Origin of the sequence: Pseudomonas sp. A34-9 (genome assembly GCF_029543085.1) — a bacterium.
Taxonomy (GTDB): domain Bacteria; phylum Pseudomonadota; class Gammaproteobacteria; order Pseudomonadales; family Pseudomonadaceae; genus Aquipseudomonas.
Genome location: NZ_CP119967.1, coordinates 5,939,120 through 5,957,544, shown reverse-complemented (window position 1 = coordinate 5,957,544; position 18,425 = coordinate 5,939,120). Strand labels below are relative to the sequence as shown.

The window sequence follows — 18,425 nt, the reverse complement described above, 5'->3', positions numbered from 1 at the left end:
CTTAAATATGCCGAACATCCGTGTAGCACCTGTGGGTATTCCGTTCCCGCAGCCGCAAGCCAAGCATAACCAAGGAATTGCCCATGAGCGCGAGCACCACTGCCACCCTGCGTCACGACTGGTCTTTGGCCGAAGTCAAAGCACTCTTCGTACAGCCATTCAACGACTTGCTGTTCCAGGCGCAAACGGTGCACCGCGCACATTTCAACGCCAACCGCGTTCAGGTTTCCACCCTGCTGTCGATCAAGACCGGCGCTTGCCCGGAAGACTGCAAGTACTGCCCGCAGTCCGGTCACTACAACACCGGCCTGGAAAAAGAAAAGCTGATGGAAGTGCAGAAGGTCCTTGAAGAGGCCGCTCGCGCCAAGGCCATCGGTTCGACACGTTTCTGCATGGGCGCGGCGTGGAAGCATCCGTCGGCCAAAGACATGCCGTACGTGCTGAAAATGGTCGAAGGCGTGAAGGCCATGGGCCTGGAAACCTGCATGACCCTTGGCCGTCTCGACCAGGATCAGACCGAGGCACTGGCCAAGGCCGGTCTCGATTACTACAACCACAACCTCGACACATCGCCCGAGTTCTACGGCAGCATCATCACCACCCGTACTTACAGCGAGCGCCTGCAAACGCTGGCCTATGTGCGTGAGTCGGGGATGAAGATCTGCTCCGGGGGCATCCTCGGCATGGGCGAGTCGCTGGACGACCGCGCCAATCTGCTGATCCAGTTGGCCAACCTGCCGGAGCATCCGGAATCGGTGCCGATCAACATGCTGGTGAAAGTCGCCGGCACGCCGCTGGAAAACGCCGAAGACATCGACCCGTTCGACTTCATCCGCATGCTCGCCGTGGCGCGCATCCTCATGCCGCAATCCCACGTGCGCCTGTCCGCTGGCCGCGAAGCGATGAACGAGCAGATGCAGGCGTTGGCGTTCTTCGCTGGGGCCAACTCGATTTTCTACGGCGACAAGTTGCTGACCACCGCCAACCCGCAGGCGGACAAGGACATGCAACTGTTTGCGCGCCTGGGCATTCAGCCTGAAGCCCGTGAAGAGCATGCCGACGAAGTTCACCAGGCCGCGATCGAGCAGGCGCTGGTGGAGCAGAAGAGCAGCGAGCAGTTCTATAACGCTGCCGTCTGATCACCATACGGATTCCATGTAGGAGCTGCCGAAGGCTGCGATCTTTTGATCTTGTCTTTTAAAAAACAACACCAAAAGATCGCAGCCTTCGGCAGCTCCTACACAGTCTTTTTTTCAGATGCGAGGCCTGCATGTCTTTCGATCTCGCCGCACGCCTTGCCGCCCGTCGTGCCGAAAACCTCTACCGCCAGCGACCGCTGCTCGAGTCCCCGCAGGGGCCGCAAGTGGTGGTTGACGGCAAACCCTTGCTCGCCTTTTGTAACAACGATTACCTGGGCCTGGCCAATCACCCGCAAGTGATCGAAGCCTGGCGCGCCGGCGCTGAACGCTGGGGCGTCGGTGGCGGTGCATCGCATCTGGTGATCGGCCACAGCGGTCCGCATCATGCGCTGGAAGAGGCACTGGCCGATCTCACCGGGCGCTCGCGTGCTTTGTTGTTCACCACCGGTTACATGGCCAATCTTGGCGCCGTTACGGCGCTGGTCGGGCAGGGCGATACAGTGCTGGAAGATCGCCTCAACCACGCTTCGCTGCTGGATGCGGGGCTGTTATCCGGTGCGCGCTTCAATCGCTATCTGCACAACGACGCGGACAGCCTGGCCAAACGTCTGGAGAAAGCCACCGGCAACACGCTGGTGGTCACTGACGGCGTGTTCAGCATGGATGGCGATCTCGCGAATCTGCCGGCGCTGGCCCGTGAAGCCAAGGCCAAAGGCGCCTGGTTGATGGTCGATGATGCTCACGGTTTCGGCCCGCTGGGTGCGAACGGCGGCGGCATCGTCGAGCATTTCGGCTTGAGTCAGGAAGACGTGCCGGTACTGGTCGGCACCCTCGGTAAAGCCTTCGGCACCGCTGGCGCTTTCGTCGCGGGCAGCGAAGAGCTGATCGAAAGCCTGATCCAGTTCGCCCGCCCGTACATCTACACCACCAGCCAGCCGCCCGCGTTGGCCTGCGCAACGCTGAAAAGTCTGGAGCTGCTGCGCACTGAACACTGGCGACGTGAACATCTGCGGACGTTGATCCGCCAGTTCCGCCGTGGCGCCGAGCAGATCGGGCTGGACCTGATGGACAGCTTCACGCCGATTCAGCCGATCATGATTGGCGATGCCGGGCGCGCCGTGCGGCTGTCGCAGATGTTGCGCGAGCGCGGCCTGATGGTCACGGCAATCCGCCCACCCACCGTGCCCGCCGGCAGCGCGCGGCTGCGCGTGACCCTGACCGCAGCGCACAGCGAGGCGCAGGTGCAGCTATTGTTAGAGGGACTGGCCGATTGCTTTGCCCAACTGACGTCGGAGCCAAGCCATGCGTGATCGCCTGATTCTGCTGCCCGGCTGGGGCCTCGGTGTGTCGCCGATGGAACCTCTGGCCGCCGCTTTGCAAGGGCTCGACGAACGTCTGAAGGTTGAAATCGAGCCGTTGCCGGAGCTGGATTCCAGCGACCTGCAAGATTGGCTCGAGGAACTCGATGAGAGCATTCCTCAAGACGTCTGGCTCGGTGGCTGGTCGCTGGGCGGCATGCTTGCGTCCGAACTGGCGGCACGGCGCGGCGAGCGTTGCTGCGGGTTGCTGACGCTGGCGAGCAATCCTTCTTTTGTTGCCCATGAACAATGGCCGAACGCGATGCCGGGCGAGACCTTCGATGCGTTTCTCGCCGGTTGTCAGGCCGATCCGCGCATGACCCTCAAACGTTTCTCGCTGCTGTGCGCTCAAGGCGCTCAAGATGCGCGCGGCTTGTCGCGGCTGATGCTCGGCGGCGCACCGCATACCGCGCCCGATGTGTTGATGGCCGGACTGGAATTGCTCGCGCAACTGGACACCCGCGAAGCATTGCAGGCGTTTCGTGGCCCACAGTTTCATCTGTTTGCCGGCCACGACGAACTGGTGCCTGCCGAAGCGGCAGGCGCGTTGTTCACCTTGTTGCCGGATATCGAAATTGGTCTGATCGAACAGGCCAGTCATGCGTTTCTTCTGGAAGACCCCCACGGACTGGCGGGCGCTATTCAGGCTTTTCTACACGAGTGCGGTGATGACTGATTTGTCTCTTGTGCTGCCTGGCGGCTTGCCTGACAAGCGTCAGGTCGCGGCCTCTTTCTCCCGCGCGGCGGCCAGTTACGACAGCGTCGCCGAGTTGCAACGTGATGTCGGTACACAGTTGCTGCAGCGCTTGCCGGTGGATTTCGTACCGTCGCGCTGGCTGGATCTGGGCTGCGGCACGGGTTATTTCACCCGGGCGCTGGCCGAGCGTTTTGTCGACGGGCATGGACTGGCGCTGGACATTGCCGAGGGCATGCTCAATCACGCGCGTCCATTGGGTGGCGCTGAGCATTTCATTGCCGGTGATGCCGAGCGGCTGCCTTTGCAGGATTCGACCTGCGAGCTGATCTTTTCCAGCCTCGCCGTGCAGTGGTGCGCGGATTTCGAAGCGGTGCTCAGCGAAGCTTTTCGCGTGCTGAAACCGGGTGGGATTTTTGCGTTTGCTAGTCTTTGTGCAGGGACGCTATTTGAGTTGCGCGAGAGCTGGCGGCAGGTCGACGGGCTGGTGCACGTCAATCGCTTCCGCGAGTTTGCCCGTTATGAGCAGTTGTGTGCGGCGAGTGGCTTGCGCACGCTGAGTCTGGAGAATCGACCGCACGTGCTGCATTACCCGGATGTGCGCAGCCTGACCCATGAATTGAAAGCCTTGGGCGCGCACAATCTGAATCCCGGGCGACCGGACGGATTGACCGGGCGCGCGCGGATTCTCGGGCTGGTCGAAGCTTACGAGCAGTTCCGTGAGACGTCGGGGTTGCCGGCGACTTATCAGGTGGTCTACGCCGTGTTGGAGAAACCCTTATGAGCGCAGCCTATTTCATCACCGGAACGGATACCGATGTTGGCAAGACCACCGTTGCCGCCGGGTTGCTGCATGCAGCTCGTTCGGCAGGGCTAAGTACGGCGGCGGGCAAACCGGTGGCGTCCGGGTGCGACGTGACGCCCAAGGGGTTGCGCAATGCCGACGCGTTGGCGTTGCTGGCCGAATGCTCGTTACCGCTAAGTTATCAACAGGTCAATCCGGTGGCGTTCGAGCCTGCGATTGCTCCGCATCTGGCAGCGCGCGAGGCCGGTGTAGCGTTGACCGTGCAATCGTTGCTGGCGCCGATGCGTGAGATTCTGGCGATGAATGCCGATTTCACTCTGATCGAAGGTGCGGGCGGCTGGCGAGTGCCGCTGGCAGATCAGGACAATCTGTCGGATCTGGCGATTGCGCTGAAGCTGCCGGTGATTCTGGTGGTGGGCGTGCGGTTGGGGTGCATCAGTCATGCCTTGCTGACGGCCGAGGCGATTGCTCGCGATGGGCTGCAACTGGCCGGGTGGGTGGCGAATATCATCGATCCGAAGACTTCACGGCTGGAAGAAAATCTGGCGACGTTGGCCGAGCGGATTCCGGCGCCGTGCCTGGGGCGCGTGCCGAAACTCAAGGTCTTGAGCGCAGAAGCGGTGGCGGATCATTTGCAACTGGATTTGCTCGACTAAGCTTTTCTCTATGGGCAGGCACTGTGCCATTAGTGTTTTTGACGGGCGTTTTCCTGGCGCCTCTGGTTCAATGGCGCCATTGATCCTTCGCAAGGATGAGAATCGTTATGGAAATCTCCGGTAGCACAGCGTTTTATGCAGGTCTGAGCTCGATTCAGAGCGGGCAGAACCGCGTCGATCAGGCCGCCAGCCAGATTGCCAACAACACCATTGAGCGTTCGGTTACCAGCCAGTCTTCGGAGGCACAGGTCGATCGTCTGCGTGGCGTGGATCGCAGCCAGCAAATGGACCTGGGCAGCGACATGGTTCAGATGGCCCAAGGCAAATTCCAGGTGGAACTGGGCGTGAAAGTCGCCAAAGCCTCCGACGAAGTGCTCGGTACGATCATCGACACCTTCGCCTGATTTTTTCGCAATCTGCATCCTGAACGCCGCGCCTTGTCGCGGCGTTTTTCGTTGTAAGTCCTTCTCCCTCAACTAATCTTTTTTCAGCGCCCGTGGCTCGTTCGAGATCATGGCGGTTTGCTGTGCCCCGCGTTTGAAAGGTCTGATGACGAACGGCAAAAGATCGATGCTTGACAAGATTTCGGCGTAAACGTATGTTTCAAACAACTGTTTGACCGTCACAACAAATCAACGCGGTCGTTCATTCCCGGTTACATCAGCAGAGGTTTATCGCTATGCCTGACTACAAGGCCCCCTTGCGTGATATTCGCTTCGTTCGTGACGAACTGCTCGGCTACGAAGCGCACTATCAGAGCCTTCCGGCTTGCGCAGACGCAACTCCGGACATGGTTGACGCCATTCTCGAAGAAGGCGCCAAGTTTTGTGAGCAGGTACTGGCACCGCTGAACCGCGTGGGCGACCTCGAAGGTTGCACCTGGAGCGAGTCCGGCGTGAAAACCCCGACGGGCTTCAAAGAGGCTTACAAGCAATTCGTTGAAGGCGGCTGGCCTAGCCTCGCTCACGACGTCGAGCACGGCGGCCAAGGCCTGCCGGAGTCGCTGGGGCTGGCAGTGAGCGAAATGGTTGGCGAAGCCAACTGGTCGTGGGGCATGTACCCAGGCCTGTCGCACGGCGCGATGAACACCATCTCCGAGCACGGCACTCCAGAGCAGCAAGAAGCCTATCTGACCAAACTGGTTTCCGGCGAATGGACCGGCACCATGTGCCTGACCGAACCGCACTGCGGCACCGACCTGGGCATGCTGCGCACCAAGGCCGAACCTCAGGCTGACGGTTCCTACAAAGTCTCCGGCACCAAGATCTTCATCTCGGCCGGTGAACACGACATGGCCGACAACATTGTCCATATCGTACTGGCCCGCCTGCCGGACGCACCGGCTGGCACCAAAGGCATCTCGTTGTTCATCGTTCCGAAGTTCATGCCCAATGCGGATGGCACCGTCGGTGCACGCAACGCAGTGACCTGTGGTTCGCTGGAACACAAGATGGGCATTCACGGCAACGCCACCTGCGTGATGAACTTCGACGGCGCTACCGGTTACCTGATCGGCCCGGCGAACAAAGGCCTGAACTGCATGTTCACCTTTATGAACACCGCACGTCTGGGTACCGCGCTGCAAGGTCTTGCCCATGCCGAAATCGGTTTCCAGGGCGGCCTCAAATACGCTCGCGACCGTCTGCAAATGCGCTCGCTGACTGGCCCGAAAGCACCGGACAAAGCCGCTGACCCGATCATCGTGCACCCTGACGTACGTCGTATGCTGTTGACCATGAAGGCTTTCGCCGAAGGCAACCGCGCGATGGTGTACTTCACCGCCAAACAGGTCGACATCGTCAAATACGGCGTCGATGAAGAAGAGAAAAAGAAAGCTGACGCACTGCTGGCGTTCATGACCCCGATCGCCAAAGCGTTCATGACCGAAGTCGGTTTTGAATCGGCCAACCACGGCGTGCAGATCTACGGCGGCCACGGCTTCATCGCCGAGTGGGGCATGGAGCAGAACGTTCGCGACAGCCGCATTTCGATGCTGTACGAAGGCACCACCGGTATCCAGGCACTCGACCTGCTGGGCCGTAAAGTGCTGATGACTCAAGGCGAGGCTCTGAAAGGCTTCACCAAGATCGTCCACAAGTTCTGCCAGAACAACGAAGGCAACGAAGCTGTTCAAGAGTTCGTCGCACCGCTGGCTGCAATCAACAAGGAATGGGGCGAGCTGACCATGAAGGTCGGTATGGCTGCCATGAAAGATCGCGAAGAAGTCGGCGCGGCCTCCGTGGACTACCTGATGTACTCCGGTTATGCCTGCCTGGCTTACTTCTGGGCCGACATGGCTCGTGTGGCAGCCGAGAAACTGGCAGAAGGCAGCGGCGACGCGGCGTTCTACACCGCCAAGCTGCAAACCGCGCGCTTCTACTTCCAGCGCATCTTGCCGCGTACCCGTACGCACGTGGCCACCATGCTGTCGGGCGCCAACAACCTGATGGACATGAAAGAAGAAGACTTCGCACTGGGCTACTAAGCCTTAACGCGGTCTATTGAAAAACCGCTGCTCCTTTGGGGCGGCGGTTTTTTTTTGCGCTGGATTCAACCCCCAACTCTGGGGGCGATTACCCAGCAGAAACGGTGGCTGCCAGCAGACGACTGCTGTGTTTATTGATGCAAAATGTTTCTACAGGGGCTGGCCAATTAATTGCACTGCGCAGATTAACCGGCGCAAACGAGACATCCAGTCCTGTTCCACGACGCCTCTCGCCCGGCAAAACGCATAACAACAACCGTCAGGGTGAAGCACATGAACATCTGCCGACTTGTCTGGTTAGCCCTCGCATTCGCCACTTTCAACACGCTGGCCGCTACACCGGCCGAAGTCGATCCGCCGGTTCCGGAGGTGCCAAGCCTGCAGTCCTTGCGCGGCATGACGCCGCCCGATCCCTCTGGAACCGAGGGCGGGCGCAAGGTCGACCTGATGACCGACTACGTGCTCAACCGCTCCGCCGCGATCCTGCTCGGCAAGGCGCTGTTCTGGGACATGGAGGTCGGCAGCGATGGCGCCACGGCATGCGCATCCTGTCACTATCACGCCGGCGTCGATCATCGCATCACCAACCAGCTCAACCCCGGCCAGGCGCACACCAATGCCAACGTCGCCTCGATCTTCAACAAGCCCTTCGTCGCCTCGGACATTCCCGGTGATGTGGCGTCCTACGCGACGCTGTCCGGCGGTAAGGGCGGGCCGAACTACACGCTGAAGAAAACCGATTTCCCTACCCACGTGCTGAGCAATCCACTGGAGCGCAACTCGCCGATCGTGTATTCGAGCGATGACGTTGTCGGGTCTCAGGGCGTGTTTGACGCCAACTTCGTCAAACCCAATCAGCCGCGTTTCGACAAATGCACCCAGCAACCGGATGGCATCTTTCAGGTCGGCGGCATTAACGTGCGTCGCAGCACCGGGCGCAACGCGCCGTCGGTAATCAACGCTGCTTTCAACGTGCGCAATTTCTGGGATGGCCGGGCCAACAACGTGTTCAACGGATTCTCGCCGTTCGGCAATCGAGATCCCGACGCCGGCATTTACGTGACCAGCGAGCGCAGCACCGTGGCGACCAAAGTCAGACTGGCGCTCAACGATGCGTCTGCCGCTTCGCAAGCCGTGGGCCCGCCGGGCAGCGCAGTGGAGATGTCCTGCGGCGGTCGCACCTTTGCCGATATCGGCCGGCGTATGCTGGATCAGTTGATGCTCAAGCAACAGCGGATTTCCTCCAGCGATTCCGTGCTCGCCCCCGTATCCGGCGCGAGACGCCCGACCTATCGCGAACTGATCAAAAACGCCTTCCAGCCACGCCTGTGGAACGCCACGCAAAATGTGCTGGTCGGCGGTGCGTCGTATACGCAGATGGAGGCCAACTTTCCGCTGTTCTTCGGATTGGCGATTCAGATGTACGAATCCACCCTGATTTCTGATCAGGCGCCGATCGATGCCTATCTGCAAGGCGATTCAACCGCCATGAACGCGCAGCAGGTTCAGGGCATGAACCTGTTCCTCGGCAAGGGTAAATGTGTGAACTGCCATGGCGGCCCGGAGCTGACCAACGCCGCCAGCCGTTTGCTGATGCACCCGCGTGAACGCATCGAGCGTATGGTCATGGCCGACAACCTCACAACGCTCTACGACAACGGTTTCTACAACACTGGCGTGCGCCCTACCTCTGAAGACCTGGCGCTCGGTGGTGCGGATGCCTGGGGCAACCCGTGGTCGTTCAGCCGTCAGTACAACAAGCTGTTGCAGGGCGGCAGCATTCCTGATCCGCTTGACGTCGATGTCTGCACCTTTGAAGCGCCACTCAGCGCCGCGATTCCGTGCGATGCCACGCTCAAGCCCAACGTCGGTTTCCGCGATTCGGTCGACGGAGCCTTCAAAACCCCGACCTTGCGCAACATCGCGCTGACCGGGCCGTACTTCCACAACGGCAGCCGTGCCACGCTCAAGCAGGTGATGGAGTTCTACAACCGTGGTGGCGACCGTCGTGGCGAAGACGCCAACAATACCAGCGGCTTTGAGCACCCTTCGGCGAATCAGCACAACACCTCGAACCTCGATCCGGACATGACCAACCTCAACCTCACGCCGGATGAAGTCGACGCGCTGGTGAAGTTCATGGAAGTCGGCCTGACCGATCCGCGCGTGGCGTGGGAGCGGGCGCCGTTCGATCACCCGTCGTTGGTCATCCCGCAGGGCCATATTGGCGATGAAAACGCCGTGACCCAACGCCCGGCCAGTCCGAAGGTTACGACTCGCCAGGCAGCGGATGCTTCACTCAATCTCAAACCCTACGGTGCTGAGGGTCGCAGTCCTGCGGAAGGCCCGCTGTTGCCGTTCTATAACGATCTGTAAGGGGGAATTGCGAGCCTGGCCATCATTGATGGTGGCCAGCGGCTCGCGGATGGCAAAAAACTTGGCAAATCGCTCAGATAGTCAGGTTTTCTGCCGTTAAAGAGACTGCGTGTGATCTGGATCACATTGTGTGTGCTTAACTGGCCACATTGCAGGCACAATGCCATCTCTTTGATATGACGGGTCGGAGCTTTACCCTTGCCGCGTTCTTCCGCTGTACGTTTCAGCCATTTCCTACCTTCACTGCTGTTGTTACTCGCGGGGTTGGCGGCTGCGTACGTCAAAGACCTCAACGTGTTCTTCACTTCCCTGTTCAACGTGTTGCCGACGTTGGTGCTGCTGTTGGGTGGCGCGTATTGCGCGGTTTACCGACGCCAGCGTGAACTGTTTCTGATGCTCACGGTGTACATCGCCTACTTCTTGCTCGATACCCAAACCGATTATTACCGCGACAACGGCAAGGTGCGAGAAGACGCTGCGGTGGTCTTCCACCTCGTTTGTTTATTGCTGCCGTTGTTGTTTGGGCTGTTTGCGGCGTGGCAGGAGCGCACGCACCTGTTTCAGGACATGGTTGCGCGTTTCGCCGTGTTGCTGGCCTTTGGCAGTGTGGCATTGGGCCTGGAGCAAAGTTACCCACAGGCATTGCTGATCTGGCTTTCGGAAATCCGCTGGCCGGCGCTGCACGGCGCCTGGATGAGTCTGATCCAGCTGTCCTACCCGGTGTTTATCTCGGCGTTCCTGCTGCTGGCCTGGCAATACTGGCGCAATCCACGCCCATTGCACGCGGCGCAACTGGTCGGCTTACTCGGGGTGTTCTGGATGCTGCCGAAAACCTTCATCCTGCCGTTCACCCTGAACATCATGTGCAGTCAGGTGATGTTGATGATCGCCGCTGCAGTTGCGCACGAGGCTTATCAAATGGCCTTCCGCGATGAGCTTACTGGTCTGCCGGGGCGCCGCGCGCTCAACGAACGCATGCAGCGCCTTGGCCGCAACTATGTGCTGGCGATGAGCGACGTTGACCACTTCAAGAAATTCAACGACACCCACGGCCACGATGTCGGTGACCAGGTGCTGCGATTAGTCGCCAGCAAGCTGTCGAAAATCAGCGGTGGCGGTAGGGCATATCGTTATGGTGGTGAGGAATTTGCCCTGGTGTTCGCAGGCAAAACCCTTGAAGAGTGCATGCCGCATCTTGAGGTGATCCGCGAGTCGATTGCTTCCTACAACATCCAACTGCGCAATCAGGAAAATCGACCGCAGGATGATCAGCAAGGTCGTCAGCGCCGCGCGGGCTCGGGGGCGTCCAGTGTGTCGGTGACGGTGAGCATCGGCGTCGCCGAACGAGTGGAGCAGCGCAACCCGGAACAAGTGCTGAAATCTGCCGACGAGGCGCTCTACGCCGCAAAAGGCGCAGGGCGCAACTGCGTGATGGCCTACGGGCAAAACCGTCGCGGCGCGGTGCGCATGGACACGGCCACAGGTTGAGTGATGACGGCGCATTCAGCGCCTGCACAATGATTGTCCGGTGTGGTGGCCGGCAGTAGGTTGAGGCAATCTGCTGACGGAGAAGCCACCATGCCTGAGTACAAAGCTCCCCTGCGCGACATGCGCTTTCTGATCGACCACGTCTTCGACTTCCACGCCAATTACGCCGCCCTCGGCGCCCACGACGCCAGCCCGGACATGATCAACGCGATCCTCGAAGAGGGCGCGAAGTTTTGCGAGAACGTGCTCGCGCCGCTCAATCGCAGTGGTGACGAAGAGGGCTGCCAGTTCGACAATGGCGTGGTGACAACCCCTACAGGCTTCAAGCAGGCTTTCGCACAATACGTCGAGGGCGGCTGGCACGGTCTGGCCGCAGACCCGACCTACGGCGGCCAAGGCCTGCCCATTTCGCTGGGGCTGGTGATCAGCGAAATGGTCAGCTCCAGCAATACGTCCTGGGGCATGTACCCGGGCCTGACCCATGGCGCGATGTCGGCCATCCACGCCCATGGCAGCGCCGAGCAAAAAGAAACCTACCTGAGCAAACTCACCGCCGGGCAGTGGACCGGCACCATGTGCCTGACCGAAGCCCATTGCGGCACCGACCTGGGCATCATCAAGACCCGCGCCGTGCCTCAGGCCGACGGTAGCTACGCGGTCACCGGCAGCAAGATTTTCATCTCCGCCGGTGAACACGACATGAGCGACAACATCATCCATTTGGTGCTGGCCAAGTTGCCGGACGCGCCGGCCGGGACCAAAGGGATTTCCCTGTTTATCGTGCCGAAGTTCTTGCCGGATGCTGCCGGCGAAGCGGGCGAGCGCAATGGCGTGTCCTGCGGTTCGATCGAACACAAGATGGGCATCAAGGCGTCGGCCACTTGCGTGCTGAACTTCGACGGCGCCAAGGGCTATCTGATCGGCGAGGCGAACAAAGGCCTGAACTGCATGTTCACCATGATGAACCATGCGCGCCTCGGCACCGGCATGCAGGGTCTGTGTCTGGGCGAGGCAAGTTTTCAGGGCGCCATCAAATACGCCAACGACCGCTTGCAGATGCGTTCACTGACCGGCGCCAAAGCCCCGGACAAAGCGGCTGACCCGATCATCGTCCACCCCGACGTTCGGCGCATGTTGTTGACCATGAAAGCCTTCAACGAAGGCAACCGCGCGCTGACCTACTTCACCGCGCAGTTGCTCGATGTCGCACATCTGAGCAGTGACGCCGAAGCACGGCAGGACGCCGAGGATTTGTTGGCGTTCCTCACGCCGATCTGCAAAGCGTTCATGACCGACACCGGCCTGGAAGTGACCAACCACGGCATGCAGGTGTTCGGTGGCCACGGTTTCATTCGCGAATGGGGCATGGAGCAGTTGGTTCGCGACTGCCGGATTGCGCCGATCTACGAAGGCACCAACGGTATTCAGGCACTGGATCTGCTGGGTCGCAAGGTGCTGGGCAGTCAGGGCAAGTTGCTGCGCGGTTTCACTAAAATCGTCCATAAGTTCTGCGCGGCCAACGCTGAGCATCCACAACTGGGCAGCTTCGTTGCACAACTCAATGAGCTCAACCAGCAGTGGGGCGACCTGACCCTGAAAGTCGGCATGGCGGCGATGAAGAACCCGGATGAAGTGGGTGCAGCGTCGGTGGATTATCTGATGTACAGCGGTTACATCACCCTTGGCTATTTGTGGTTGCGCATGGGCCTGGTGGCGCAGGCGCAGCTGGAGGCGGGCGAGGGTGAGGCCGATTACCTGCGGGGCAAATTGGCGACGTGCGAGTTTTACTTCAAGCGCCTGTTGCCGCGTACGGCGGCGCATCGGGCGGCGATTGAGGCGGGGAGTGATTGCTTGATGAAGCTGCCGGCGGAGTTGTTTGCGTTGTAAGGCAAATCAAAAGATCACAGCCTGCGTCAGCGCCTATACGGGATCGAGTTTTATCTGTAGGAGCTGCCGCAGGCTGCGATCTTTTTGTGGTGACTAAAAATAACAAATCGGTCACCGGTTGACCCTATGTGTCGCAAAAGTTGTTGAGGTACACTCGGGCTCAGAAAACATCATTCCACGAATCACCTGTTTAGATCTTGCGAGGTTTGCCATGGCTGACTACAAAGCGCCGCTGCGCGATATGCGCTTCGTCCTCAATGAAGTGTTCGAGGTCGCCAAACTCTGGGCCGAACTGCCGGCTCTGGCCGAGACCGTCGACGCCGAAACCGTTGAAGCCATTCTCGAAGAGGCCGGCAAGGTCACCAGCAAAAGCATCGCGCCACTGAGCCGCGCCGCTGACGAGGAAGGTTGTCATTGGGCTGACGGCGCCGTCACCACCCCGGCTGGTTTCCCACAGGCTTATCAGACGTATGCCGAAGGCGGCTGGGTCGGCGTCGGCGGTGATCCGGCCTACGGCGGCATGGGCATGCCGAAAGCCGTGTCGGCGCAAGTCGAAGAAATGGTCAACTCCGCCAGCCTGTCCTTCGGTCTGTACCCGATGCTGACAGCCGGCGCTTGCCTGTCGATCAACGCCCACGCCAGCGAAGAACTGAAAGCCGCCTATCTGCCGAACATGTACGCCGGCGTCTGGGCCGGTTCCATGTGCCTGACAGAGCCGCACGCCGGCACCGACCTGGGGATCATCCGCACTAAGGCCGAGCCTCAGGCTGACGGTTCCTACAAGGTCAGCGGCACCAAGATCTTCATCACCGGCGGCGAACACGACCTCACCGAAAACATCATTCACCTGGTGCTGGCCAAACTGCCCGACGCCCCGGCGGGCCCGAAAGGCATTTCGCTGTTCCTGGTGCCGAAGTTCATGGTCAACGCCGACGGCAGTCTGGGCGCGCGCAACCCGGCCAACTGCGGTTCGATCGAACACAAGATGGGTATCCAGGCCTCCGCGACCTGCGTGATGAACTTCGACGAAGCTGTCGGTTATCTGGTCGGCGAGCCGAACAAAGGCTTGGCCGCGATGTTCACCATGATGAACTACGAGCGTCTGGGCGTCGGCATTCAAGGCCTGGCCACCGGCGAACGTTCGTATCAGAACGCCGTTGAATACGCCCGCGACCGCCTGCAAAGCCGTTCGCCGACTGGCGCGCAGAACAAAGACAAAGTCGCTGACCCGATCATCGTCCACCCGGATGTGCGTCGCATGCTGCTGACCATGAAAGCCTCGAACGAAGGCGGCCGTGCGTTCTCCACCTACGTGGCGATGCAACTCGATACCGCCAAGTTCAGCGAAGACGCCGCGACTCGCAAGCGTGCCGAAGATCTGGTTGCGTTGCTGACGCCGGTGGCCAAAGCGTTCCTGACTGACCTGGGGCTGGAAACCACCGTGCACGGCCAGCAGATTTTCGGCGGCCACGGCTACATCCGCGAGTGGGGCCAGGAACAACTGGTGCGTGACGTGCGCATCACGCAAATCTACGAAGGCACCAACGGCATTCAGGCGCTGGATCTGGTCGGGCGCAAGATCGTCGGCAGCGGCGGTGCGTTCTACAAGCTTTTCGCCGACGAGATTCGCCACTTCACCGCGACGGCCAATGCCGACTTGGGCGAATTCACCAAGCCATTGAACGACGCTGTCGACACCCTCGACGAGTTGACGTCGTGGCTGCTGGATCGGGCGAAAAACAACCCGAACGAAATCGGCGCGGCCTCGGTCGAATATCTGCAAGCATTCGGATACACGGCGTATGCCTACATGTGGGCACTGATGGCCAAGGCGTCGTTGGGCAAAGAAGCGCAAGACGATTTCTATGCCAGCAAGCTCGGTACTGCACGCTTCTACTTCGCCCGCCTGTTGCCGCGTATTCACTCGCTGAGCGCGTCGGTGAAGGCCGGCAGCGAGTCGCTGTTCCTGTTGGATGCAGCGCAATTCTGACGATGTAACGTCATGTAAGCATTCTCTTACATGACGTGCTGCTGTTCTCCCATATGCGCGGATTGGATCCAGAGCTAATCTACATTTCATGGACGTCGCGCAGGAAGCGCAAAGCAACAACACGGACACGTAGGATTCTGCCAGGGTGGCGGAGTGAAAGGGATGTCAGGGAAACAGTCTGCAAAGCCCCGCTTCGGCGGGGTTTTCTTTTGCCTGCAGAAAAGTGCTCAGGCCAAGGGATCCAGCGGCGGTTTCATTTCACGTTCCATCACTTCTTCCAGCAATGTCCGCAACAACGCCAACGAGGCTTGTTGGCGTTGCACATCGCGACAGACCAGTCCAACTTTCAGCGGCACCCGAGGTTCGCTCAGCGGCTTCCAGAGCAAATCCTGATCGTCGTATTCCTTCTGCGAACGCCCCGGCAGCACCGTCGCAAGTTTGGTGTGTGGCAGACTGTCGAGAATCCCCACCATATTGTTCAACTCGGCTTGTACATGCGGGCGGCGCCCCAAGGCTGTCAGTTGCGCTTGCCAGATCTGGCGGATCTGGAACTCTTCTCCCAATAGCAACATCGGTAATTCAGCGGCCTGACGCATCGAGACTTTCTTGAATTCACGCAGCGGATGATCCGCCGGAATCACCAGCGTCAGTTCATCTTCATACAGCATGACGCCATGCAGGCCCGGTTGGCGCGGAGGGAGATAACTGATGCCGATATCTAGCGAGCCGTTGAGCAGGCGCCGTTCGATCTCCAGTCCGGTCAACTCATAGATCTGCACCACCAGATGCGGCTGCGCCTTGCGCACCCGCTCAAGCATTTGCGGTACCAGACTGGTGTGTACCGTTTGCAAAACGCCGATCGCCAGCGTGCGCAAGGCCTGGCCCTTGAAGTTGCCCAGCGCCTCGCGTGCCCGTTGCAAGCCATCAAGCAGCGGCAAGGCATGGTTGTACAACGTGTGCGCGGCGAGGGTCGGCAGCAGGCGCTTGCTGCTGCGCTCGAACAGGGTGACATCGAGGTTCTGCTCGAGCTGGCGGATCTGCTGCGACAGCGCCGGTTGCGAGATCGACAGGCGTTCAGCCGCCCGGCCGACATGACCTTCTTCATAGACCGCGACGAAATAACGCAGTTGTTTGAAATCCATAAGTAACGCTTATCGAAAATGCTGGTAAATCGAAATGGCCCGGAGCCGTCAGTACGCCTAGTCTAACCGCATTCACAAGGCTTACAGGGCCAGAAAGCGCGATGAATAGCGTTCGCTTCGACAGTGTTTGCATAGGCAGTTCAAAAAACCTCGAACGAGGTTTTTTTCAATGAATCTGTTCAGTTTGCGGCGGCAGACGCCAAGTCTTGATGACCTTTCCTTCGAGGCCAATCCGTCCGAAAACAGCGAAAATCTTAACGCCGAACGGTTGATGCCCAGTGTCGAACGGCCGCAACAGGTGTTCGTCCGTGGTCAGGGTTCGTGGCTGTGGGACCGCAACGACCGCGCATATCTCGACTTTTCTCAGGCCGGTGGTGCCAACAGCCTTGGCCACAGCCCTTCGGCGCTGGTCAAAGCCATCAGCAGTCAGGCGCAGGCGCTGATCAACCCCGGTTTCAATCTGCACAATCGCGGCATGCTCAGCCTCGCCGAGCGCCTGTGCGCTGCTACTTCCAGCGATCAGGCTTACCTGCTCAACAGCGGCAGCGAAGCCTGTGAAGCAGCGATCAAACTGGCGCGCAAATGGGGCCAACTGCATCGCGGCGACGCCTCGCGGATTATTGTTGCGAAGCAGGGTTGTCATGGTCGTAGCCTGGCAACGATTTCCGCATCTGACAGCTGCAATCTGCACAACCGTTTTGCGCCACTGCTGCCGGGTTTTGATCGGGTGCCGTTCAACGACCTGCCGGCGCTGCACGCTGCGGTCGATGCGCAAACCGTCGCGATCATGCTGGAGCCGATCCAGAGCGATGCCGGTGTTATTCCGGCCACCGAGCATTACCTCAAGGGTGTCGAACGACTCTGTCGTGAACTGGGCATTCTATTGATCCTCGACGAAGTGCAAACCGGCATCGGCCGCTGCGGCGCTCTGCTCGCGGAACAGTCCTACGGCGTGCGCGCCGATATCGTCGTGCTCGGCAAAGGACTTGGTGGCGGTGTGCCGCTGGCGGCGCTGCTGGCTCGGGGCAAGGCGTGCTGTTTCGAAGCCGGCGAACTCGGCGGCACCCATCACGGCAATGCGTTGATGACAGCGGCCGGTCTGGTGGTACTCGACAGCGTGCACGACCGCAGCTTTCTACAGCAGGTCAACGATAACGGCCAGCACCTGCGCGAAGGATTGGCGCGATTGGCGCACCGCTACGACCACGGCGAACTGCGCGGCCAAGGCCTGTTCTACGGTCTGACCCTGTCGGACGATTCCGCCGACGCTGTGGTCCATGCCGCCCTGCACGAAGGCCTGCTGCTCAACGCCACGCACCCCAACTGCCTGCGCTTCACCCCGGCACTCACCGTCAGCAAAGCCAACATCGACGAAATGCTTCTGCGCCTGGGCCGTGCTTTTTCGCGAGTGCGCACCGCTCAACTGCAATGCCGCAAGGGGATTGCCGTTTGAGCTGAAGTTTCCCAGCCGATTCCCAGAACCGTCTCGCGGTATAACGCACGCCCCACGCCTGATTCTTTTGGCGTGGGGCGTTTTTTTGTGGCCGGATTTTGCAGATGGCGTTTAGAGCTTGAGAGTTCGTCGTACGAATGGTTTTTTAGACGGCACTGAACTGAAGGATTTAAGAAAGTTAGCCAAGGCGTACGCGCAACTGACCGAAGAGCAGATTCGGGATTTGTTGGCGATGAAGGAGTTTGTGGAGATATTTCATGAGTAAGAAATTTAAAAGTGAGGTTTCTGAATCGATACACGAATCAGCCAGCGCTCTACTGGCTGTCGGAGCAATCAGCAAGGCAACAATGCGCGAGTTTGATGAGTCGTGTCTGGCAACGGTTCCTGAAGCGATCCCGGCGGAACAGATCAAGGCTCTGCGCGAACGCAATAACGTTAGCCAGCCGGTATTCGCTCGCTATTTGAACACTAGCGCGTCGACGGTCAAGCAATGGGAGTCGGGAGACAAACACCCGAGCGGAATGGCGCTGAAGTTACTGAGCATCGTGCAGAAGCACGGACTGCAAATTCTTAGCTGAGCTATCAGTTTGATACCGATACCGTGATTAGTACTGAACCCTGACGAACGGCGCAGGTCGATTAGCTTGTATGGCTCAAGCGAGCCAACCCCCATACAGGAGCTGCCCCATGGATTTCATTCGCATCATCATCGCTATTCTGTTGCCACCACTGGGCGTGTTTCTGCAGGTCGGGTTTGGCGGGGCGTTCTGGTTGAACATTCTGCTGACGCTGTGCGGGTATATTCCGGGGATCGTGCATGCGGTGTACATCATCGCCAAGCGCTGATTTCGGCGGCATCCCCTGTAGGAGCTGCCGAAGGCTGCGATCTTTTGATTTTAATTCGAGGATCAGGATCAACAGATCGCAGCGTGCCGCAGCTCCTGCACGGAGA

General features: G+C 59.6%; 15 protein-coding genes. 14 read left to right on the top strand and 1 reads right to left on the bottom strand.

The genetic code is table 11. The features are described from left to right. Positions 1-83 precede the first annotated feature (83 nt). The 11 genes from bioB to P3G59_RS26735 all read left to right on the top strand — a co-directional run bounded on the left by bioB (position 84) and on the right by P3G59_RS26735 (position 14,878). Positions 84-1,139, top strand: a complete 1,056-nt coding sequence (gene bioB, locus P3G59_RS26785; protein WP_064388191.1) for a biotin synthase BioB — start codon at positions 84-86, stop codon at positions 1,137-1,139. Positions 1,140-1,270: 131 nt separating this feature from the next. After that, the gene (gene bioF / locus P3G59_RS26780; RefSeq protein WP_277759603.1) at positions 1,271-2,449 is read left to right on the top strand and encodes an 8-amino-7-oxononanoate synthase; all 1,179 of its coding nucleotides are present in this window, start codon (positions 1,271-1,273) and stop codon (positions 2,447-2,449) included. Beyond that, positions 2,442-3,173, top strand: a complete 732-nt coding sequence (locus P3G59_RS26775; RefSeq protein ID WP_277759602.1) for an alpha/beta fold hydrolase — start codon at positions 2,442-2,444, stop codon at positions 3,171-3,173. The genes bioF and P3G59_RS26775 overlap by 8 nt, the downstream gene beginning before the upstream one ends. Then, a complete protein-coding gene (bioC, locus tag P3G59_RS26770) occupies positions 3,166-3,975 on the top strand; it encodes a malonyl-ACP O-methyltransferase BioC (protein ID WP_277759601.1) in 810 nt (269 codons plus the stop codon). Before P3G59_RS26775 ends, bioC begins: the two co-directional genes overlap by 8 nt. Next, positions 3,972-4,652, top strand: coding sequence for a dethiobiotin synthase (gene bioD / locus P3G59_RS26765; RefSeq protein WP_277759600.1), 681 nt, complete (start codon positions 3,972-3,974; stop codon positions 4,650-4,652). The genes bioC and bioD overlap by 4 nt, the downstream gene beginning before the upstream one ends. 107 nt (positions 4,653-4,759) lie before the next feature. Continuing rightward, complete coding sequence (locus P3G59_RS26760) at positions 4,760-5,056, top strand: hypothetical protein (protein WP_034155044.1); 297 nt, start codon at positions 4,760-4,762, stop codon at positions 5,054-5,056. Positions 5,057-5,331: 275 nt separating this feature from the next. Continuing rightward, positions 5,332-7,137: a phenylacyl-CoA dehydrogenase gene (locus tag P3G59_RS26755; protein ID WP_277759599.1), complete on the top strand. Its 1,806-nt coding sequence runs from the start codon at positions 5,332-5,334 to the stop codon at positions 7,135-7,137. A gap of 273 nt (positions 7,138-7,410) precedes the next feature. Then, on the top strand, positions 7,411-9,513 hold the full coding sequence (locus tag P3G59_RS26750) for a cytochrome c peroxidase (protein ID WP_277759598.1): 2,103 nt from the start codon (positions 7,411-7,413) through the stop codon (positions 9,511-9,513). 198 nt (positions 9,514-9,711) lie between these two features. Beyond that, complete coding sequence (locus P3G59_RS26745; protein WP_277759597.1) at positions 9,712-11,001, top strand: GGDEF domain-containing protein; 1,290 nt, start codon at positions 9,712-9,714, stop codon at positions 10,999-11,001. Between the two features lie 90 nt (positions 11,002-11,091). Then, entirely contained in the window at positions 11,092-12,888 is a 1,797-nt protein-coding gene (locus P3G59_RS26740; protein WP_277759596.1) for an acyl-CoA dehydrogenase C-terminal domain-containing protein, read from the top strand. Positions 12,889-13,099: 211 nt separating this feature from the next. Further along, the gene (locus tag P3G59_RS26735) at positions 13,100-14,878 is read left to right on the top strand and encodes an acyl-CoA dehydrogenase C-terminal domain-containing protein (RefSeq protein WP_277759595.1); all 1,779 of its coding nucleotides are present in this window, start codon (positions 13,100-13,102) and stop codon (positions 14,876-14,878) included. 227 nt (positions 14,879-15,105) lie between these two features. Here P3G59_RS26735 and P3G59_RS26730 read toward each other — a convergent pair whose 3' ends face one another. Further along, on the bottom strand, positions 15,106-16,020 hold the full coding sequence (locus tag P3G59_RS26730) for a LysR family transcriptional regulator (RefSeq protein ID WP_277759594.1): 915 nt from the start codon (positions 16,018-16,020) through the stop codon (positions 15,106-15,108). Positions 16,021-16,189: 169 nt separating this feature from the next. On the opposite strand from P3G59_RS26730, the gene P3G59_RS26725 reads away from it, so the two are divergent. The 3 genes from P3G59_RS26725 to P3G59_RS26715 all read left to right on the top strand — a co-directional run bounded on the left by P3G59_RS26725 (position 16,190) and on the right by P3G59_RS26715 (position 18,319). Then, entirely contained in the window at positions 16,190-17,473 is a 1,284-nt protein-coding gene (locus P3G59_RS26725) for an aminotransferase class III-fold pyridoxal phosphate-dependent enzyme (RefSeq protein ID WP_277759593.1), read from the top strand. Between the two features lie 257 nt (positions 17,474-17,730). Next, positions 17,731-18,051, top strand: a complete 321-nt coding sequence (locus tag P3G59_RS26720; RefSeq protein ID WP_277759592.1) for a DNA-binding transcriptional regulator — start codon at positions 17,731-17,733, stop codon at positions 18,049-18,051. A 109-nt stretch (positions 18,052-18,160) separates the two neighbouring features. After that, the gene (locus P3G59_RS26715) at positions 18,161-18,319 is read left to right on the top strand and encodes a YqaE/Pmp3 family membrane protein (RefSeq protein ID WP_003228885.1); all 159 of its coding nucleotides are present in this window, start codon (positions 18,161-18,163) and stop codon (positions 18,317-18,319) included. Positions 18,320-18,425: the final 106 nt, after the last annotated feature.